Genomic DNA, 17,351 nt, shown 5'->3' with positions numbered 1-17,351 from the left:
CTATCAATCCTGGATCTTCGAGAAGTCCGCCACTGCACGCGTGGCGCTGCGGATCTCGTTGAGCAGCTTCAGGCGGTTCTCGCGCACCTTCGCATCGTCGTCGTTGACGCGCACCTTGTCGAAGAACGCATCGACCGGCGGGCGCAGCTTGGCCATCGCGCTCATCGCCGCGGCAAAGTCTTCCTTCGCGACCGCAGCGCTGGCTTCCGCCTTCACCTCGCCGATCGCCTTGGCCAGCGCCCTCTCTTCGCCGAGGCTGTAGAGCGCAGCATCAGGAGCACCGTCGAAGCTGCGCTTGTCCTTCTTCTCTTCGATGCCAAGGATATTGCTCGCGCGCTTGATGCCGGCGAGCAGGTTCTTGCCGTCGTCGGTCTCAAGGAACTTGCCGAGCGCCTCGACGCGGCGGACGATCATCAGCAGATCGTCCTGCCCGCCGAGCGCGAACACGGCGTCGACGAGATCGTGACGCGCGCCCTGCTCGCGGAGCTGCACCTTGAGACGGTCAGCGAAGAAGGCGAGCAGATCGACCGGGAGCTTCGGCGCATCCGCAGGCTTCACCGATAGGCCGGCGAGTGCGGACGCGGCCACCTTCATCAGCGACAACCGAAGCGCGTTCTCGGCAATCAAGCGAATAACGCCCAACGCCGCGCGACGCAGCGCATACGGGTCCTTCGATCCCGTCGGCCTCTCGTCGATGGCCCAGAATCCAACGAGCGTATCGATCTTGTCGGCAAGCGCGACCGCAACGCTGACCGGATCGGTCGGCACGCGATCCGCAGGCCCTTGCGGCTTGTAGTGCTCCTCGCAGGCGGCAGCGACGGACGCGTCCTCGCCTTGCGCCAGAGCGTAATACTTGCCCATCAAGCCCTGCACCTCAGGGAATTCGCCGACGACTTCGGTCAGCAAATCAGCCTTTGCGAGATGCGCAGCGCGCGTCGCCTTGGCGACATCGGCGCCGACCAGCGGCGCGATCTCGGCGGCGAGACGCTCGATGCGCTTGATGCGCACGGCCTGGGTGCCGAGCTTCTCGTGGAACACGATCTGCTCGAACTTCGGCAGGCGGTCCTCGAGCTTCGTCTTCAGGTCGGTCTCGTAGAAGAATTTCGCATCCGACAGCCGCGGTCGGATCACGCGCTCGTTGCCTGATACGATGACCTTGCCGCCGTCGGTCGCCTCGATATTGGCAGTGAGGACGAATTTGTTGGTCAGCTTCCCCGTCTTGGGATCCTTGACCACAAAGCACTTCTGGTTGTTGCGGATGGTGGCGCGGATCACCTCGTCCGGGATCGCGAGATATTCCGCTTCGAACGACCCCATCATGACGACGGGCCATTCGACGAGGCCCGACACCTCGTCCAGCAGCACCTGATCCTCGACCAGCTCGAAGCCTTGCGCAAACGTCAATTCCTTGGCGTCGGCAAAGATGATGTCCTTGCGCGCCTGCGGATCGAGAATGACCTTCGCGGCCTTCAGCTTGGCTTCGTAGTCCTCGAAGCGGCGCACGGAAATCGCGGCTGGTGCCATGAAGCGATGGCCGTAGGTGGTCTGGCCGGTCTCGATACCGTCGACCGAGAATTTCACGACATCAGGCTCTTCCGTCTCGGGCCCGAAGGTCGCGGTGATCGCGTGCAGCGGACGCACCCAGCTCAGCGAGCCTGGCTTGCCGGAGCGCGCGCCCCAGCGCATCGATTTCGGCCAGGGGAAGGTACGGATGATGACGGGCAGGATTTCCGCGAGCACGTCGATCGCATCACGCCCGGCCTTCTCGATCAGCGCGATGTAGAAATCGCCCTTGGGGTCGCGCTGGATCTTGGCCTCATCCAGCGACTTCAGACCTGTCGCTTTCAGAAAGCCCTGCACGGCGGCATCGGGGCCGCCGACCTTCGGTCCACGGCGTTCGGTCTTCAGGTCAGGCTGGCGCGCAGGAATGCCGTGCACGGTAAGCGCAAGACGGCGCGGCGTCGCGAAGGCCTTTGCGCCCTCATAGACGAGGCCTTCGGCGACGAGCTTCTCGGTGACCAGGCGGCGCAGATCGTCGGCCGCCTTGGCCTGCATGCGCGCGGGGATTTCTTCCGAGAACAGTTCAAGCAAAAGATCGGGCATCAGGCCGCTCCGCCCGCTTCGGTATGGATCCAGGCTTCGCCACAGGCCTTGGCCAGCTCACGCACGCGAAGAATGTAGCTCTGCCGCTCGGTCACCGAGATCACGCCGCGCGCGTCCAAAAGGTTGAAGACGTGGCTCGCCTTGATGCACTGGTCATAGGCCGGCAGCGCCATCAGATGCGCCTCGCGCTTGTCATCCTTCCAGCCTGCATCGAGATATTTCCGGCAGGCCGCTTCCGCCATCTTGAACTGCTCGAACAGCATCGCGGTGTCGGCGACTTCGAAATTGTGCTTCGAATATTCCCGCTCGGCCTGCAGGAAGACATCGCCATACGTCACCTTGGCGTCACCCTCGCGGCCATTAAAATTGAGGTCGTAGACGCGATCGACGCCCTGCACATACATCGCGAGGCGCTCGAGCCCGTAGGTGAGCTCGCCCGCAACCGGCGCGCATTCAAAACCCGCGACCTGCTGGAAATAGGTGAACTGGCTGACTTCCATTCCGTCGCACCAGCACTCCCACCCCAGGCCCCAGGCGCCCAGCGTCGGGCTCTCCCAATCGTCCTCGACGAAGCGGATGTCGTGCACGGCGGAATCGATGCCGATCGCGGCGAGCGACTTCAGGTACAGCTCCTGAAGGTTCGGCGGCGACGGCTTCATGATCACCTGGAACTGGTAGTAGTGCTGCATCCGGTTCGGATTCTCGCCGTAGCGGCCGTCCTTGGGCCGGCGAGAGGGCTGCACATAGGCGGCATTCCAGGGCTTTGGCCCGAGCGCGCGCAAGGTGGTCGCCGGATGGAAGGTCCCCGCGCCCATCTCCATGTCGTAGGGCTGCAGGATCACGCAGCCCTGCTCGGCCCAGAACCGCTGGAGCGCGAGGATAAAACCCTGGAACGAGCGTTCCGGGCGCATATGGGCGGGCAATGAGGCGTCCATCGTCAGATCAGGCTCTCGCGGGGGGTTTTGAATCGCGCGGGACCGTATCGACGGCGGGGGTGGGAATCAAGGCAAAGGGGCGCTTCTTACCTCTCCCGCTTGCGGGAGAGGTCGCGCCGAAGGCGCGGGTGAGGGCTCTGTCCTCTGGGGCGGTCTCGCCCCGCGGAGATACCCCCTCCCCAACCCTCCCCCGCAAGCGGGAGAGGGGGCGCACCGTGCGTGCGGAGAGAGCTAACCCGGGCGATACGCTCCGGTCACGGGGTCACGCTTCAACGTCTGGATATTCCCCATATGGGCGGCCTCGGCGACGCGCGAGAGGCGCATCTCCTCCAGCTCCTGGTTGATCCGGACAGCGGTCTTGTAGGCCCAGCGGACCACGGCAAGCCCGCCCAGGACGCCCGCGAAAGCGACGAACGGCGGCATCGGTCGATCCTTGTTCACAATGCTCAGCCCCCACGCACATTCTTGCGCAGACCGGGCCCCGCCGCAATTGGCTCGGGTCGGACCAAATGGCGCGGGAGGGCCTTTGCCTAGAACCCGAATTTCGCCCAAATCGCCCGCGTCTCGACCGCCGAGATCAGCTCGTCGGGCAGCCCAGCCATTGATTCCAGGGCCGAAAGCTGGCCCGCGCCGGGCGATTTCCGCCCCAACAGACCGGACAGCAGGCCGGTCGGCTGCGCAATCACAGGGGTGAGAACCTTCTCGCCGTAGCGGGCACGAAGAGTTGAGCGGATATCGCCGATGCCGTCGGCGAGCCCGAGTGCGATCGACGTCTCGCCGGCCCAGTACTCGCCGGTGAACAGGCTGTCGTCCGCACCCTTCAACCGCGCGCCGCGGCTCTCCTTCACCAAGGCGATGAAGATCTGGTGGATCTCGCGCTGAAGCGCCTTCAGCTTGGCGACGTCGTCGGGGTTTTCGGGCAGGAACGGATCGAGCATCGCCTTGTGGGCGCCGGCCGTGTAGAGGCGCCGCTCGATGCCGAGCCGCTTGATCGCCTCCTGGAAGCCGAAGCTGCCGCCGACCACGCCGATCGAGCCGAGGATCGAGGACGGATCGCAGAAAATCTCGTCGCCCGCGCAGGCGATCATGTAGCCGCCGGAGGCCGCGACGTCCTCGACGAACACCAGCACGGGCAGCTTCTTCTCCGCCGCGAGCTGCTTGATGCGCAGATAGATCTGGCGCGACTGCACCGGCGAGCCGCCGGGCGAATTGATCACCAGCGCCACCGCCTTGGCGTTGCGGACCGAAAAGGCCCGCTCCAGCACCCGCGCGACGCCCGCCAGCGTCATGCCCGGACGCAGCGGCGTCACCGCGCCGATGACGCCGGACAGCCGCACCACCGGCACCACCGCAGCACCGGGGCGGAAGCGCGCCGGCAGATATTGCATGAGCTTGTCGGCCAGGCCGGAATTTTCGCGATCGTTCAATTGTTCGGCCATGCCCTTACCTCTGGTTAATCATTTCTTATCACGCGACTGTCATTGAAAGTGCCTGGAACGTGTTTTGCAGTTTGCCCGTAGGGAAGCTGCAATGAGGCAGCGGAGGAAGCGACATGAAGGTCTATCTGCTGTTGATGCTGATCGGCGCGCTTTTCACGGCGATTCGCTTTACGTCCCAGCCGGAACAGCAGTCGAAATCGCTTCCCCAATAAGCCGTCACGGCTCCGCCAGCGGCAAGACCGCTCTCCCCTCCAGAATAGTCCTCACCTCTTTTTTGGGCACGTGTGACTCATCATTGAGCATGAGGCCCGGCAGCAATCGCGTCGGCGCCCGTCCTCCCTTGACCGCGCGCACCAGCACTCGGATCGCAGGACGTCCCGCTTCGCCATGAATCGGCAGGACCGACACGCTGCCGAAGCCGCGTGACAGCGCTGCCAAAACCTCCGCGATTCCATCCGCACGCCAGATCAGGGTCAGCACGCCATTCGATCGAAGGATGCGACGCGCCGCATGCACCCACGCATTGAGCGTCTCCTCGGTCGCGACATGCGCGGTGTGACGCGCCTGGTCCGGCGAGCCACGGTGCCGCGTAGAATCGTTGAATGGCGGGTTCATCAACACGCAGTCGGCGCTGTCGGGCATGAGCCCGTGTGCCGCAAAAGCCTGCGCATCCGCCGTGACGTCGAGCACAATCACCTCCGCGGCAATCGCATTCGTGGCCGCATTGGCGCGCGCGAGCCCGGCCAGTTCCGGATCGATCTCGATGAGACGGAGGTCAATCCCGGCCACGCGCCGGGCTAGCGCCAGCCCGGCCGTACCGATGCCGGCGCCGAGATCGACAACACGGTCGCCTTTTTGGGCCCCGGTCGCAGCCGCAAGCAGGATGGCGTCGTGCCCGGCGCGATGGCCGGCTCGCTTCTGCCTCAGGAGCAGCTGCCCGCCGAGAAAGGCGTCCTCGGTGAGATCTGTGACGACGTCAATCATCGCCGCGCAGTTCGTGGCTGAGGCCGGCCTCGGTCAGGAGTTGCCGGGCCTCGATGGCGTCGTCCTCATGGACCAGGATCCGTCGCGGCAGGACGCCGAGCGAGCCCTCGATGATGCTCATATTCTGGTCCAGCACCAGATGATGGATGTTGGCGCCGTCGAGCAGCGCGCCGATCGCCGACACCAGCACGATATCGTTGGTCCGAACCAGTTCACGCAAACGAGCCTCCTGCCTGAAAAGGGTGAGCGGCAAATGTCAATGGTTCCACAGGCCTTGCCGCATCCCCGTCCAGTTTCTATTGTCTTTCCATCAGAATAGCCCCTCCGGGGCAAATATTGGAGACCGGCGTGGCCGTCATCGTACCTTTCGAAACTCCCGGCGCGTCGATCGAAGAGCTGGTTGCCCTTGTCGCCCCTGATATGGAGCGCGTCAACGCCACGATCCTGTCGCGCACCGGGTCGGACGTGACCATGATCCCGGAGGTCGCCAACCATCTGATCTCCTCCGGCGGCAAGCGCCTGCGGCCGATGCTCACGCTCGCCATGGCCAATCTGGCCGGCTACACCGGCGACGGCCACATCAAGCTGGCTGCCTCCGTCGAGTTCATGCACACCGCGACCCTGCTCCACGACGACGTCGTCGACGAGAGCGAGATGCGCCGCGGCAAGCTGTCGGCACGTATGCTCTGGGGCAACGAGGCCAGCGTGCTGGTCGGCGACTTCCTGCTCGGCCAGGCCTTCCGCATGATGGTCGAGGTCGGCTCGCTGCGCGCGCTCGACATCCTCTCCGCGGCCGCCGCCACCATCGCCGAGGGCGAGGTGATGCAGCTGGCCGCCGCCAAGAACACCGCGACCACCGAGGACGAATATCTCGCCGTGATCCGCGGCAAGACCGCCGAGCTGTTTGCAGCCGCCTGCGAGGTCGGCCCCGTGATCGCCAACCGTCCGAAGGCCGAGCAGACCGCCTGCCGTTCGGTCGGCATGAATCTCGGCATCGCCTTCCAGCTGGTCGACGACGTGCTCGACTATGGCGGCAAGAGCGCAAAGCTCGGCAAGAACACCGGCGATGATTTCCGCGAAGGCAAGATCACGCTGCCGGTCGTGCTCGCCTTCCGCCGCGGCAACGACACCGAGCGCGCGTTCTGGATCAAGGCGCTCGAGCGAGGCGAAATCGGCGACAGCGATCTCGACCACGCCATCGGCTTGATGAACAAGCACCGCGCGCTCGAGGACACGCTGAGCCGCGCCCAGCACTACGGTGCCATGGCCGTCGACGCGCTGGCGCTGTTCCCGTCCTCGCCGATGAAGAGCGCGCTGGAGCAGGTGGTGGCGTTCTGCCTGGCGCGGTCGCATTAGGGCTGCACGTTTTCAGCGCGCACCGCTGCGGCACTCTCGCTGTCGTCCCGGCGAAGGCCGGGACCCATACCGCGGAATCTATCGATTGCGGTCGGTAGAGGTACCGAACTAAGAATCTTCGCCAAACCGCTTCCTGTGGTTATGGGTCCCGGCCTCCGCCGGGACGACGCCTGCGAGATAGCGTCACCACGGCATCAACACCGTCATTGCGAGCGCAGCGAAGCAATCCAGAATCTTTCCGCGGAGGGACTCTGGATTGCTTCGCTACGCTCGCAATGACGGAATATGGCGCACGGCGTTCGTTCACCAATTCACATCTCAAATCGCCCCCGCCTGCCCCGTAACTTGCATTTTGCAAGCCACTCTCCTACCTTCCCGGCATGCAGCCCAAATCCCCCTCGATCCTGGAATGCCCGGTCGGCCGCGCCGTGGAGACGGTTGGCGAGTGGTGGAGCATTTTGATCCTCCGGGATGCGTTCCAGGGCTCGATGCGGTTTGACGAGTTCGAGCGCAATCTCGGCATCGCGCCTAACATCCTGTCGCGACGTCTCGCCCATCTCACCAAGACCGGCATGTTCGACCGCCGCCGCTATCACGAGCGACCGCCGCGTTACGAATATGTGCTGACGGACAAGGCGCGGGATTTCTTCCCCGTGATCGCCACGCTGCTCGCATGGGGCAACAGGCATCTCGCGCCGAAGGGCGAATCCATCCTGCTGGCGAACCGGGACGATCGCCGGCCGCTCGATCCGGTCGTGGTCGATGCCGCCGATCGGCGGCCAATCACGCTCGCCAATGCGGTGGTGATCGCAGGCCCCGGCGCGAGCCGCCTGATGCGGCGGCGGCTCACTTCGCTCAAAGCCATGAACCCGGCGATCGTGCCGGCTGGAGACTGACATGCGTCGTATCGTCGTGACGGGAATGGGCGCGGTGTCGCCGCTCGGCTGTGGTGTCGAGTTGTCCTGGCGCCGGCTGCTCGCCGGACAGAGCGGGTTGCGCACGCTACCCCAATGGTCGCAGGCGCTGCCCGCACGCATTGCCGGTCTCGTGCCCGACAAGGCCGACGATGCCGATGGCGGTTTTGACCCGGCAGAGGCCGCCGCACCAAAAGATCAGCGCAAGATGGACCGCTTCATCCTGTTTGCGCTGCTCGCAACCGCAGAAGCGGTCGCGCAAGCCAAATGGGCCCCGCAAGGTGCTGCGGCACTGGAGCGGACTGCGACCATCATCGGCTCCGGCGTCGGCGGCTTTCCGGCCATGGCAGAGGCCGTGCGTATCACCGAGCAGCGCGGCCCGCGCCGGCTCTCGCCGTTCACGATCCCCTCGTTTCTCGCCAACCTCGCCGCCGGCCACGTCTCGATCAAATACGGCTACAAGGGCGCGCTGGGCACACCGGTCACGGCGTGTGCCGCCGGCGTACAGGCGATTGGCGATGCCGCGCGCATGATCCGCGCGGGCGAAGTAGATGTCGCGATCTGCGGCGGCGCGGAAGCCTGCGTCGATATCGTCAGCCTCGGCGGCTTTGCAGCAGCACGCGCGCTGTCGAGCTCCTTCAACGACGAGCCCGCGCGCGCCTCGCGCCCGTTCGATCGCGACCGCGACGGTTTTGTCATGGGCGAAGGCGCCGGCATTCTGGTGATCGAGGAACTGGAACATGCGCGCGCGCGCGGCGCCACGCCGATCGCCGAGATCGTCGGATATGGCACCACGGCGGACGCCTATCACATGACGTCCGGTCCGCCCGACGGCGACGGCGCTCGCCGCGCCATGGAGATCGCGCTGCGGCAGGCAAACCTTGCGCCGGCGGATCTGCAGCACCTCAACGCGCACGCGACGTCGACGCCGGCCGGCGACGAGAGCGAGCTCGGCGCGATCGCTGCGCTGTTCGGCCGCGCGAAGACAATCGCGGTCAGCGCGACCAAATCGGCCACAGGCCATCTGCTCGGTGCCGCCGGTGGCCTGGAGGCGATTTTCACCGTGCTCGCCTTGCGCGACCAGATCGCGCCACCGACGCTCAATTTTGAGAACCCGGACGCAAACGCGGACGGCATCGACATTGTCGCAGGCAGCGCACGGCCGATGCCGATGCTCCACGCGATCTCCAACGGATTCGGCTTCGGCGGGGTGAACGCGAGCGTGATCCTCCGCCGCTTGGGCTAACGCGAGGACTTGCATCGCTTGTCCAGCGGCAGGCGACGGGTTACTCCAATCCCGTTCTTGTCCATTCCACCAGCCGAAGAGGATCGCGGCACGATGCTCGTTCCGCAAAGTCGCTACTATGAATCGCATGGCCTGCGGCTGCATTATGCCGATTGGGGCAATGAGGACGCGCCGTCCCTCATCCTGGTCCATGGCGGCCGCGATCACTGCCGGAGCTGGGATGCCATCGCCAGCTCGCTGCAACCGCATTTTCATGTGATCGCGCCCGATTTGCGCGGCCACGGCGATTCCGACTGGACCAAGGGCGGCAGCTACGCGCTGACGGAGTATGTCTACGATCTCGCCCAGCTCGTCCGCAGCATCGCAACGCCTCCAGTGACGCTCATCGGCCATTCGATGGGCGGCATGGTGAGTCTGATCTTTTCAGGCTCATTCCCCGAGCAGGTCACGAAGCTCGTCGTTCTCGACGGCGTGACGATGTTGCCTGATTCACCCAAGCCGCCGACGCATGAGCGCATCGGAAAATGGGTCAGCCAGCTCGACAGGCTGCACGACCGAACCCCGCGCCGCTACGCGACCCTCGAGGACGCGGCCGCGCAGATGGTGCTTCACAACAAGCGCCTCGCCCGCGACCTCGCGCTGCATCTTGCAACGCACGGCGCGCGACAGAACGACGATGGCACCTATAGCTGGAAGTTCGATCCCTATCAGCGCGCTTCCGCGCCGCACCGGCTCTGGCCGGACGACCACGTCGCGCTGTGGTCGCGCATCGCCTGTCCGACGCTGCTGCTCAATGCCGGGGAAAGTTTTCTCGCGGGCGCGCGGTCGGCCGGCCTGGAGCGCTATTTCCAGCAGGCGCGCATCAAGACCATCGCCGGTGCCGGGCACTGGCTGCAGCATGACAAGACGGATGAGGTGCTGGGTGAGATCCGGCAGTTTCTTGGGCTTGCCGGTGGCTAGCTCGGACTCGTAGCCCGGATGAAGCGCAGCGTAATCCAGGGACCGATGGCGCTGAAGCAACCCGGATTGCGCTGTGCTCCATCCGGGCTACGGCACTGCGGCAATCACGCCTAGCTCAACGTCCCCGCGTGCACCCACCAGCCGGGGTGGTCGTGCCGAATTGTCTCGGCCGCGGCATGCGCCTCAGCGGACGCGCCGTAGATCGCAAAGCACGTCGCGCCCGAGCCGGACATCCGCGCCAGCTTGACGCCGGCGGAAGAGCGCAAAGCGCCCAGCACGTCGCCGATGACAGGCTCGATGCGCAGCGCGGGGGCTTCGAGATCATTGGCGACGGTTTCGAGAACATCGACCCAATCGGCAATCGACCCGCCCTGCTCCGGCCAGGCCGGAGATTCGAGGACGTCAGTGGCGCCGACCAGCAATTCGCCGTTGCGCAGGCCCAACTCCTGGAACACGTCCTTGGTCGCAACCGGCACGCGCGGATTGACCATCACGCAGGGCATGCTCGGCAATGCCAGCGGCAGCAATTGCTCGCCCACGCCGGTCATGTCGCAGGCGCGCGAGAACAGGCACACGGGCACGTCGGCGCCGGTCGCGAGCGCGACCTCCCGGAGACGGGGATCATCGAGCGACAAATTGTTGAGGCGCGCGAGCAAGCGCAGCGCCGCCGCCGCATCGGCCGAACCGCCGCCGATACCGGCTGCGACCGGCAAGACCTTGTCGAGCGTGAACGCGCCGAGCTTCAAATTCGGCACCGCGTCGGCCAACAGCTTAGCGGCCTTGAATACGAGATTGTCCGATGTCTCGCCGCAGGCCGCGGCAAGCGGCCCCGTGGTCGCAAGCCTGAGCTCGCCACCCGGCTCCAGCGTGAGCCGGTCGGCACAATCGGCAAACGCAACCACACTTTCGAGATCATGATAGCCGTCGGCACGACGGCCGACCACGCGAAGGCTCAGATTGACCTTCGCGCGCCCTTCTTCAACCAACGCCGGCATCGGCGACACGCCCCCAGTTACTTGGATCAACCGCCCTTGCCGTCGTCCTTCTTCTTGTCCGCCTGCGCAGCCGAAGAGTTCGAATTGTCATCCGTCATGCCGTTGGCGATCTTGGCCTCGATCTTCGGCAGATCGTCCGGCTCGGGCTTGAGATCGCGGGCATGCGCCCACTGGAATTTTGCTTCCAGCGTGCGGCCGACACGCCAATAAGCGTCGCCGAGATGGTCGTTGATGGTCGGATCCTCGGGCTTGAGGTCGATCGCGCGCTCGAGGTTCTTCACCGCCTCTTCGTAATTGCCGATGCGGTAATAGGCCCAGCCGAGGGAATCGACGATGTAGCCGTCGTCGGGCCGCTGCTCGACGGCACGCTTGATCATCTTCATGCCTTCGTCGAGGTTCACGCCCTGGTCGATCCAGGAATAGCCGAGATAGTTGAGGACATGCGGCTGGTCGGGCTGCAGCTCGAGCGCCTTCTTCATGTCGGCTTCGGCCTTGCCCCACTCCTTGGAGCGCTCCTCGCAGATGCCGCGATAGTAGTACCAGACGCTGTTGGCCTTGTCGTTGCCGGCCGGCAGCACGTCGATGCCCCGAGAATAGGTCGCGCCGCAGTCACCGAACTTCTTGCGGCCGCGCTCGAGATTGCCGAGGGCCATGATGGCTTCGAGGTCCTTGGAGTCCTCGGCGGTCACGCCCTTGAGGATCTTGATCGCCTCATCGGTGCGGTCGGCGGAATCCAGATCGATGGCGAGCTGGATCTGCGCGTTGCGCTTCAAGGGCGAGCTCGACGGCACGCGCTCATAGATCTTGATCGCCATCTGCGGCCGCTTCACCGATTCATAGAGGTCGGCGAGCGAGAGCAAGGCGAGCGGGTGACTGGGTTGGAGATAGAGCGCGAGCTGGAGATAGACCAGCGCCAGATCCTCGCCGCCGCGACGGGTCAGCGTGGCGCCGATGCCGTAGAGCGCCTCGGCAGCACCCGCCTGCGCGGAATCTACCAGCGACGGCATCTTCTTGCCGGCCTTGGTCTCGCGCAGACCTTCCACGATCAGCGGATGACGGGCCAGCTTCTTGTCGAAGGCTTCATAGATCGCGGTCGCCGAGGCGGCGTCCTTGTTGCGCGACAGCCAGCGCGCATAGGCCTCGCTGACGCGCAGCATGGAATCGTCGAGCTTGTAGGCGCGCTCGAAACGGACGCCCGCGTCCTTCTCCTTGCCGGCGTTCTCGAGGATCATGCCGGCGTGCAGATCCTTGAACAGCGGATACCATTCCGGGCCCGCCAGCTTGTCGATGGTCGCGACCGCGCCCTTGGCATCGCCCGCACCATAGGCGGCCCAGCCGGACAGCAGCGTTGCGACGAGATCGGTGATCGGTCCGCGAATCGACTGGTTGATGTTGCTTTGCGCGCTCGGATACTTCTTCAGCTTCAAATCATGCACACCGACCACGAGGCGCGCGACGCGATTTGTCTTGTCGATCGTGAGGATGCGCTCGGCGAGCTTCACCGCTTCCTCGATATCACCATCGCCGACCGAGGCGATGAACGCGCGGTCGAGCAACTCGTTGTTCTTGGGGTCGGTCCGCAGCGCGGAGCGGTAGAAGGCGGCGGCCGAGGTCGCGTCGCGCTCGACGCTGGCGTGACGGGCGGCGAGATAGCTGCCGGCGGTGGTGAGCGACTTCAGATCGTTTCGGGTCGGAAACTGCGCCGCTGTATCGGCCGGATGATCCGGCGTCTGCGCCAGCACTCCGCCCGGGACCGCCACGATCGCAGAGCCGGCAAGGGCGATGGCAGCAGCAGTCCAGCGGTTGAAACGATTTGAAAACATCAGGGCTCGCCTTGAGTTAGTAGTGCCTGGGTTTGAAGCAAAAGGCCGTCTCGCACACGAACGCGGCCGGCGACATGGGACCCGGAACCGTCGGGTCCGGACAATGCCGCTTTTGGCGCTTCGCCGCAAGGATTCGGACCGGGCGATCCCCTCCGCACACCCCAAATCGGCCAAGTAACCGTTCAAGTGACGGTCAAGAGAGCCCAAGACGCTGCTACTATGGCCTTATCGTGGCCGCGGCGGGTGGCCGCAGCCGGGTCCTCACGCGAACGTGCGCCAGCTCACGCTTTGTGACCGCGTCCTTACATCGCCTCGTAGTTCGGACCGCCGCCGCCCTCTGGAGGAACCCAGGTGATGTTGCCGTTGGGGTCCTTCACGTCGCAGGTTTTGCAGTGGACGCAGTTCTGGGCGTTGATCTGGTAGCGCGGGCTCGCGCCCTCCTCGACCCACTCATAGACGCCGGCCGGGCAATAGCGGTTCGAGGGACCGGCGAAGACGTCATGCTCGGACATCTTCTGCAGGTTCATGTCGGCCACCCGGAGATGGACCGGCTGATCTTCCTCGTGATTGGTGTTGGACAGGAACACCGAGGACAGCTTGTCGAACGAGATCTTGCCGTCCGGCTTCGGATAGTTCTTGGGCGCGTGTTGCTTGGCCGGATCGAGCGTCGCGCGATCGGGCTTGGCATGCGATTGCGTGCCGAACAGCGAGGTGCCGAACAGCGTGTTGAACCACATGTCGAAGCCGCCGAGCGCGACGCCAAGCACGGTGCCGAACTTCGACCACAGCGGCTTGACGTTGCGGACCAGGAACAGATCCTTGCCGACCGGCGAGGACCGCCAGGCGTTCTCGTAGTCGACGATCTCGTCGTTGGCGCGATCGGCCGCGATCGCGGCTGCAACATGTTCAGCGGCGAGCATGCCGGTGCCCATCGCGTTGTGCACGCCCTTGATGCGGGGAACGTTGACGAAGCCGGCCGCGCAGCCGATCAGCGCGCCGCCGGGGAAGCTCAGCTTCGGCACCGACTGGTAGCCGCCCTCGGTGATGGCGCGCGCGCCATAGGCAAGCCGCTTGGCACCTTCGAAAGTGCCGCGGATCGACGGATGAGTCTTGAAGCGCTGGAACTCGTCGAATGGCGACAGGTACGGATCGTCGTAGTTCAGATGCACGACGAAGCCGACGGCGACGAGGTTGTCGTCGTAATGATAGAGGAACGAACCACCGCCGGTCTTCAGGTCGAGCGGCCAGCCGAAGGAATGCTGGATCAGGCCCTTCTGGTGCTTGGCGGGATCGATCTGCCAGACTTCCTTCAGGCCGATGCCGAACTTCGCCGGCTCGCTCTTGGCATCGAGCGCGAACTTGGCGATCAGCTGCTTGGTCAGGCTGCCGCGTGCGCCTTCGGCGAACAGCGTGTACTTGCCGAGCAACTCCATGCCGCGGGTGAAGGAATCCTTCGGCTTGCCGTCGCGGCCGATGCCCATGTCGCCGGTGGCGATGCCCTTCACCGCGCCCTTTTCGTCATAGAGCACTTCGGCGGCGGCAAAGCCCGGATAGATCTCGACGCCGAGCGCCTCGGCCTTGCGCGCCAGCCAGCGGCAGACATTACCGAGCGAGCCGATATAGCAGTGATGGTTGTCCATCAGCGGCGGCATCATGAAGCCAGGCAGTTTGATCGCGGCACCCGCCGTCATCCAGTAGAAGCGGTCGTCCTTGACCTGCGTCTTCAGCGGGCAATCGGAATCTTCGCGCCAGTCCGGGATCAGCTTGTCGAGCCCGGCCGGGTCGATCACGGCGCCGGAGAGGATGTGCGCACCGACCTCGGAGCCCTTCTCCACCACGACGACGTTGAGATCGGCATTGATCTGCTTCAGCCGGATCGCCGCAGCCAGGCCAGAGGGGCCGGCGCCGACGATGACGACGTCGAATTCCATCGATTCCCGCGGGGGAAGTTCTTCGGTGCTCATCTGATCTCAGCCCTTGAGACGGTTCCTCGTCATTTGCGCTCCCTTGTTTCCGATTTTTCCGGGTAGGACAACCACGGAAATGCGTTCCGCTGGGATGCAAGGCGCCTTAAGATGAACTAATAGTCTGACTTTCCAAATGATCCCCGAGCCCGCACCCACCGTCCGAGAGCTTCTTGCCTTCTATCTGGAGGCCGGAGTCGACTGCGCGCTCGCGGAGGAACCGGTCGACCGCCTGGCGGAATTGGACGCGCCGGCGCCGGCGCCGCGCGCGGCGCCGGTCGAGGCACCGCGGCCTGTCGTCGCGCCTGCGGTGATGCGCGGCGAGGTCGCACCGGCGCCCGACGTCGCCATTTCATCGGCCCGCGAGGCCGCGCGCACCGCACCAACGCTCGAGGCCTTGCGCGAGCTCATGCAAAACTTCGAGGGCTGCGCGCTCAAGCACACTGCGACGCGGCTGGTGTTCGCCGACGGCAATCCGCAGGCGCGCATCATGTTCGTCGGCGAGGCGCCGGGCCGCGACGAGGACATCGAGGGACTGCCGTTTGTGGGGCGCAGCGGCAAGCTGCTCGACCTCATGATCGGCGCGATCGGGCTGAACCGCACCGCGGCCTACATTACCAACGTCATTCCCTGGCGGCCGCCCGGCAACCGCACGCCGACGCCGCAGGAGACGCAAATCTGCCTGCCCTTCATCCAGCGCCATATTGAGCTGGTGAACCCCGATGTGCTGGTGACGCTCGGCAATCCCTCGACGCAGACGCTGCTCTCGACCCGCGAGGGAATTATGCGCACGCGCGGACGCTGGTTCGATTACGACACCGGCCAGCGCACCATCCGCGCGCTACCGACCTTCCACCCGGCCTACCTCTTGCGCTCGCCGTCCTACAAGCGGCTGGCGTGGCAGGACTTGCGGTCGATCGCGAAGGTGCTGGCGGGCTCGTAAGGGGCGGACCGCTCCCTCCCCGTCATTGCGAGCGCAGCGAAGCAATCCAGAATCTTTCTGCGGAGGGATTCTGGATTGCTTCGTCGCAAGGGCTCCTCGCAATGACGACGGGGAGAGCTACGCGAACGGCTACGTCCCCTTCGGTCGCACGATGGCCCAGCCGATGCGCAGGAGTTGCTGGCGTCCGGTCACCAGCCACTCGAAGGCGCGCGGCACTTCCGGCACGATGCCGGGAAAGCGCGCGAGGATTTCGGGCGGCGGGGTGCCGGCGGTATCTGCGGCGCGCCAGACCACGACGCCGCCGGTCTCGCTGAATTTTGCCTGTGACATCCACGGTGTCCGCGCGGGTGCGGCGTCGATGAACAGATGCGGCCGGCCGGAGTGCAGCGCGATCAGGCTCGCAAGCTCGGTTTCACCTGCGACCGCGCGCAGGCGATGGTTGGTGCGGCGGGCAAAGCTGTCATCGAAGAAGTCCGAGATCGCACGCGCCGGCATCGATGTCGCGATCTCGCCGGTGCCGCTCCAGGGCAGGAACAGCACGGCCAGCACGACGCCGGCGGCGGGCGCCACGATGGCCGCTAGCCACACCGTGCGCAGCATGCGGGCGCGGCGCATCGCGATGAGATCGCCGGCCACCACGACCACGGCGAGGCCGGACATGACCAGCACCACGCCGGCGCCACCGACGACGGTATCTAACCCGAACAGGCCGGAGATCAGGACCGCGCCAATCAACGGGGCCAGCGCGAAGAAATAGACGAAGTTGCGCGCGAGCGGCTCGACCGGCGGCCGGTAGATGATCGGCGCCTCCTCGCTCTTGCCGGCAAACAGGGGCGTGTTGAGGAAGGTCAGCACCGGGACTGCCACCGCACCGAGCACGAGCCCTCCGAGCAGCCAGGCGCCGTGGATCGCGCGGGCACCGAGGTCGGCAATTTGCGGCAGGGGCAGCAGCACAAGGGTCTCGGCGCGCATCAGCCAGACGACATAGGGCAACGCCAGCACAGCGACGACGACAAGCGCGAACAGCGGATCGAGCGCGCGCAACGTCCGGCGGCCGCCGGCGGTCGCGAGCGCGAAGATGACGAGCAATGAGAGCAGGAAGATCGCGGCCGGCGTGGTCAGGAGCAGCAGGCCGGCCTCGATCGACCACGCGAACCAGGCATTGCCGCGGCGCTGGCCGATGATCTGCCAGGAATGCAGCAGCAACAGCGCCCAGAGCGGCCGCGCCAGCACCAGGGGGCCGAAGTCGAGCGCGGACGAGGAGAAGGCCAGCACCGTCATGGTCAGAAGCACGGCGAGCACCGCTTGCTGCGTGCCGACCACGGCGCGCGCCAGGTGATAGAGCGTGATGAAGGTCGCGATCTCGCAGAGCTCGGCCAGCACATAGACACCGAACATGTGGCCGCCGGCGGCGCGATAGGCGATGTCGGCAAGCCAGACCGACAGCGGCGGGCCAAGATCAGTGCCGACCTGGTACTCGCGGCCGAAGGCCAGCAGGGTCGCAAGGCTGCCGGGCGGGCTGCGATAGAACAAGAGCGCCACCAGCAGCCACATCGCAGCCTGCGAGAGCACGGCAATCCAGACGATCAGGCGCGGCCGGGCGCGAATGAGCTCGATGACCAGAGAGGTAAACCGCATGCAACGCCCGCAAGATGCAGCCAACCCGTCCAGCCGGCCCTATTCGCTCAC

General features: G+C 65.4%; 15 protein-coding genes. 5 read left to right on the top strand and 10 right to left on the bottom strand.

Annotated features, from left to right (window positions below; translation table 11 throughout):
- Positions 1-3: 3 nt before the first annotated feature.
- The 6 genes from glyS to ACLFLU_RS11670 all read right to left on the bottom strand — a co-directional run bounded on the left by glyS (position 4) and on the right by ACLFLU_RS11670 (position 5,681).
- Complete coding sequence (gene glyS, locus ACLFLU_RS11695; RefSeq protein WP_426412335.1) at positions 4-2,103, bottom strand: glycine--tRNA ligase subunit beta; 2,100 nt, start codon at positions 2,101-2,103, stop codon at positions 4-6.
- A complete protein-coding gene (locus tag ACLFLU_RS11690) occupies positions 2,103-3,038 on the bottom strand; it encodes a glycine--tRNA ligase subunit alpha (RefSeq protein WP_018323356.1) in 936 nt (311 codons plus the stop codon). The genes glyS and ACLFLU_RS11690 overlap by 1 nt, the downstream gene beginning before the upstream one ends.
- Positions 3,039-3,269: 231 nt before the next feature.
- Entirely contained in the window at positions 3,270-3,461 is a 192-nt protein-coding gene (locus tag ACLFLU_RS11685) for a hypothetical protein (RefSeq protein WP_008131462.1), read from the bottom strand.
- A 107-nt stretch (positions 3,462-3,568) separates the two neighbouring features.
- Positions 3,569-4,477, bottom strand: coding sequence for a S49 family peptidase (locus ACLFLU_RS11680; RefSeq protein WP_426412334.1), 909 nt, complete (start codon positions 4,475-4,477; stop codon positions 3,569-3,571).
- A gap of 216 nt (positions 4,478-4,693) precedes the next feature.
- Positions 4,694-5,461: a tRNA1(Val) (adenine(37)-N6)-methyltransferase gene (locus ACLFLU_RS11675; protein WP_426412333.1), complete on the bottom strand. Its 768-nt coding sequence runs from the start codon at positions 5,459-5,461 to the stop codon at positions 4,694-4,696.
- Complete coding sequence (locus tag ACLFLU_RS11670) at positions 5,454-5,681, bottom strand: DUF2007 domain-containing protein (RefSeq protein WP_027529147.1); 228 nt, start codon at positions 5,679-5,681, stop codon at positions 5,454-5,456. Before ACLFLU_RS11670 ends, ACLFLU_RS11675 begins: the two co-directional genes overlap by 8 nt.
- Before the next feature lie 128 nt (positions 5,682-5,809).
- Between ACLFLU_RS11670 and ACLFLU_RS11665 the strand changes: the two genes are divergently transcribed.
- From ACLFLU_RS11665 to ACLFLU_RS11650, 4 genes are all read left to right on the top strand, one after another.
- A complete protein-coding gene (locus ACLFLU_RS11665; RefSeq protein ID WP_057757269.1) occupies positions 5,810-6,817 on the top strand; it encodes a polyprenyl synthetase family protein in 1,008 nt (335 codons plus the stop codon).
- Positions 6,818-7,197: 380 nt separating this feature from the next.
- Entirely contained in the window at positions 7,198-7,713 is a 516-nt protein-coding gene (locus ACLFLU_RS11660; protein ID WP_426412332.1) for a winged helix-turn-helix transcriptional regulator, read from the top strand.
- Position 7,714: 1 nt separating this feature from the next.
- A complete protein-coding gene (gene fabF / locus ACLFLU_RS11655; RefSeq protein WP_426412331.1) occupies positions 7,715-8,977 on the top strand; it encodes a beta-ketoacyl-ACP synthase II in 1,263 nt (420 codons plus the stop codon).
- A gap of 93 nt (positions 8,978-9,070) precedes the next feature.
- Positions 9,071-9,937 carry an alpha/beta fold hydrolase gene (locus ACLFLU_RS11650; protein WP_426412330.1) on the top strand — a complete coding sequence of 289 codons (867 nt, stop codon included), beginning with the start codon at positions 9,071-9,073 and terminating at the stop codon, positions 9,935-9,937.
- Between the two features lie 110 nt (positions 9,938-10,047).
- Here ACLFLU_RS11650 and ACLFLU_RS11645 read toward each other — a convergent pair whose 3' ends face one another.
- From ACLFLU_RS11645 to ACLFLU_RS11635, 3 genes are all read right to left on the bottom strand, one after another.
- Positions 10,048-10,932: a 4-(cytidine 5'-diphospho)-2-C-methyl-D-erythritol kinase gene (locus ACLFLU_RS11645; RefSeq protein WP_426412329.1), complete on the bottom strand. Its 885-nt coding sequence runs from the start codon at positions 10,930-10,932 to the stop codon at positions 10,048-10,050.
- A gap of 26 nt (positions 10,933-10,958) precedes the next feature.
- Entirely contained in the window at positions 10,959-12,755 is a 1,797-nt protein-coding gene (locus ACLFLU_RS11640) for a tetratricopeptide repeat protein (RefSeq protein ID WP_426412328.1), read from the bottom strand.
- A 302-nt stretch (positions 12,756-13,057) separates the two neighbouring features.
- Positions 13,058-14,719 (bottom strand): electron transfer flavoprotein-ubiquinone oxidoreductase, encoded by a 1,662-nt coding sequence (locus ACLFLU_RS11635; protein WP_426412327.1) that lies wholly within the window; start codon positions 14,717-14,719, stop codon positions 13,058-13,060.
- A 136-nt stretch (positions 14,720-14,855) separates the two neighbouring features.
- Here ACLFLU_RS11635 and ACLFLU_RS11630 point away from each other — a divergent pair, with 136 nt between their 5' ends.
- Positions 14,856-15,662 carry a uracil-DNA glycosylase gene (locus tag ACLFLU_RS11630; protein WP_426412326.1) on the top strand — a complete coding sequence of 269 codons (807 nt, stop codon included), beginning with the start codon at positions 14,856-14,858 and terminating at the stop codon, positions 15,660-15,662.
- A 129-nt stretch (positions 15,663-15,791) separates the two neighbouring features.
- Here ACLFLU_RS11630 and ACLFLU_RS11625 read toward each other — a convergent pair whose 3' ends face one another.
- Positions 15,792-17,300: a glycosyltransferase family 39 protein gene (locus tag ACLFLU_RS11625; RefSeq protein ID WP_426412325.1), complete on the bottom strand. Its 1,509-nt coding sequence runs from the start codon at positions 17,298-17,300 to the stop codon at positions 15,792-15,794.
- Between the last annotated feature and the right edge of the window lie 51 nt (positions 17,301-17,351).

It is taken from the genome of Bradyrhizobium ganzhouense (genome assembly GCF_049949285.1).
Classification (GTDB): Bacteria; Pseudomonadota; Alphaproteobacteria; order Rhizobiales; family Xanthobacteraceae; genus Bradyrhizobium; species Bradyrhizobium ganzhouense.
The sequence above is the reverse complement of the archived record's forward strand: the minus strand, read 5'-3'. Positions and strand labels throughout refer to the sequence as shown.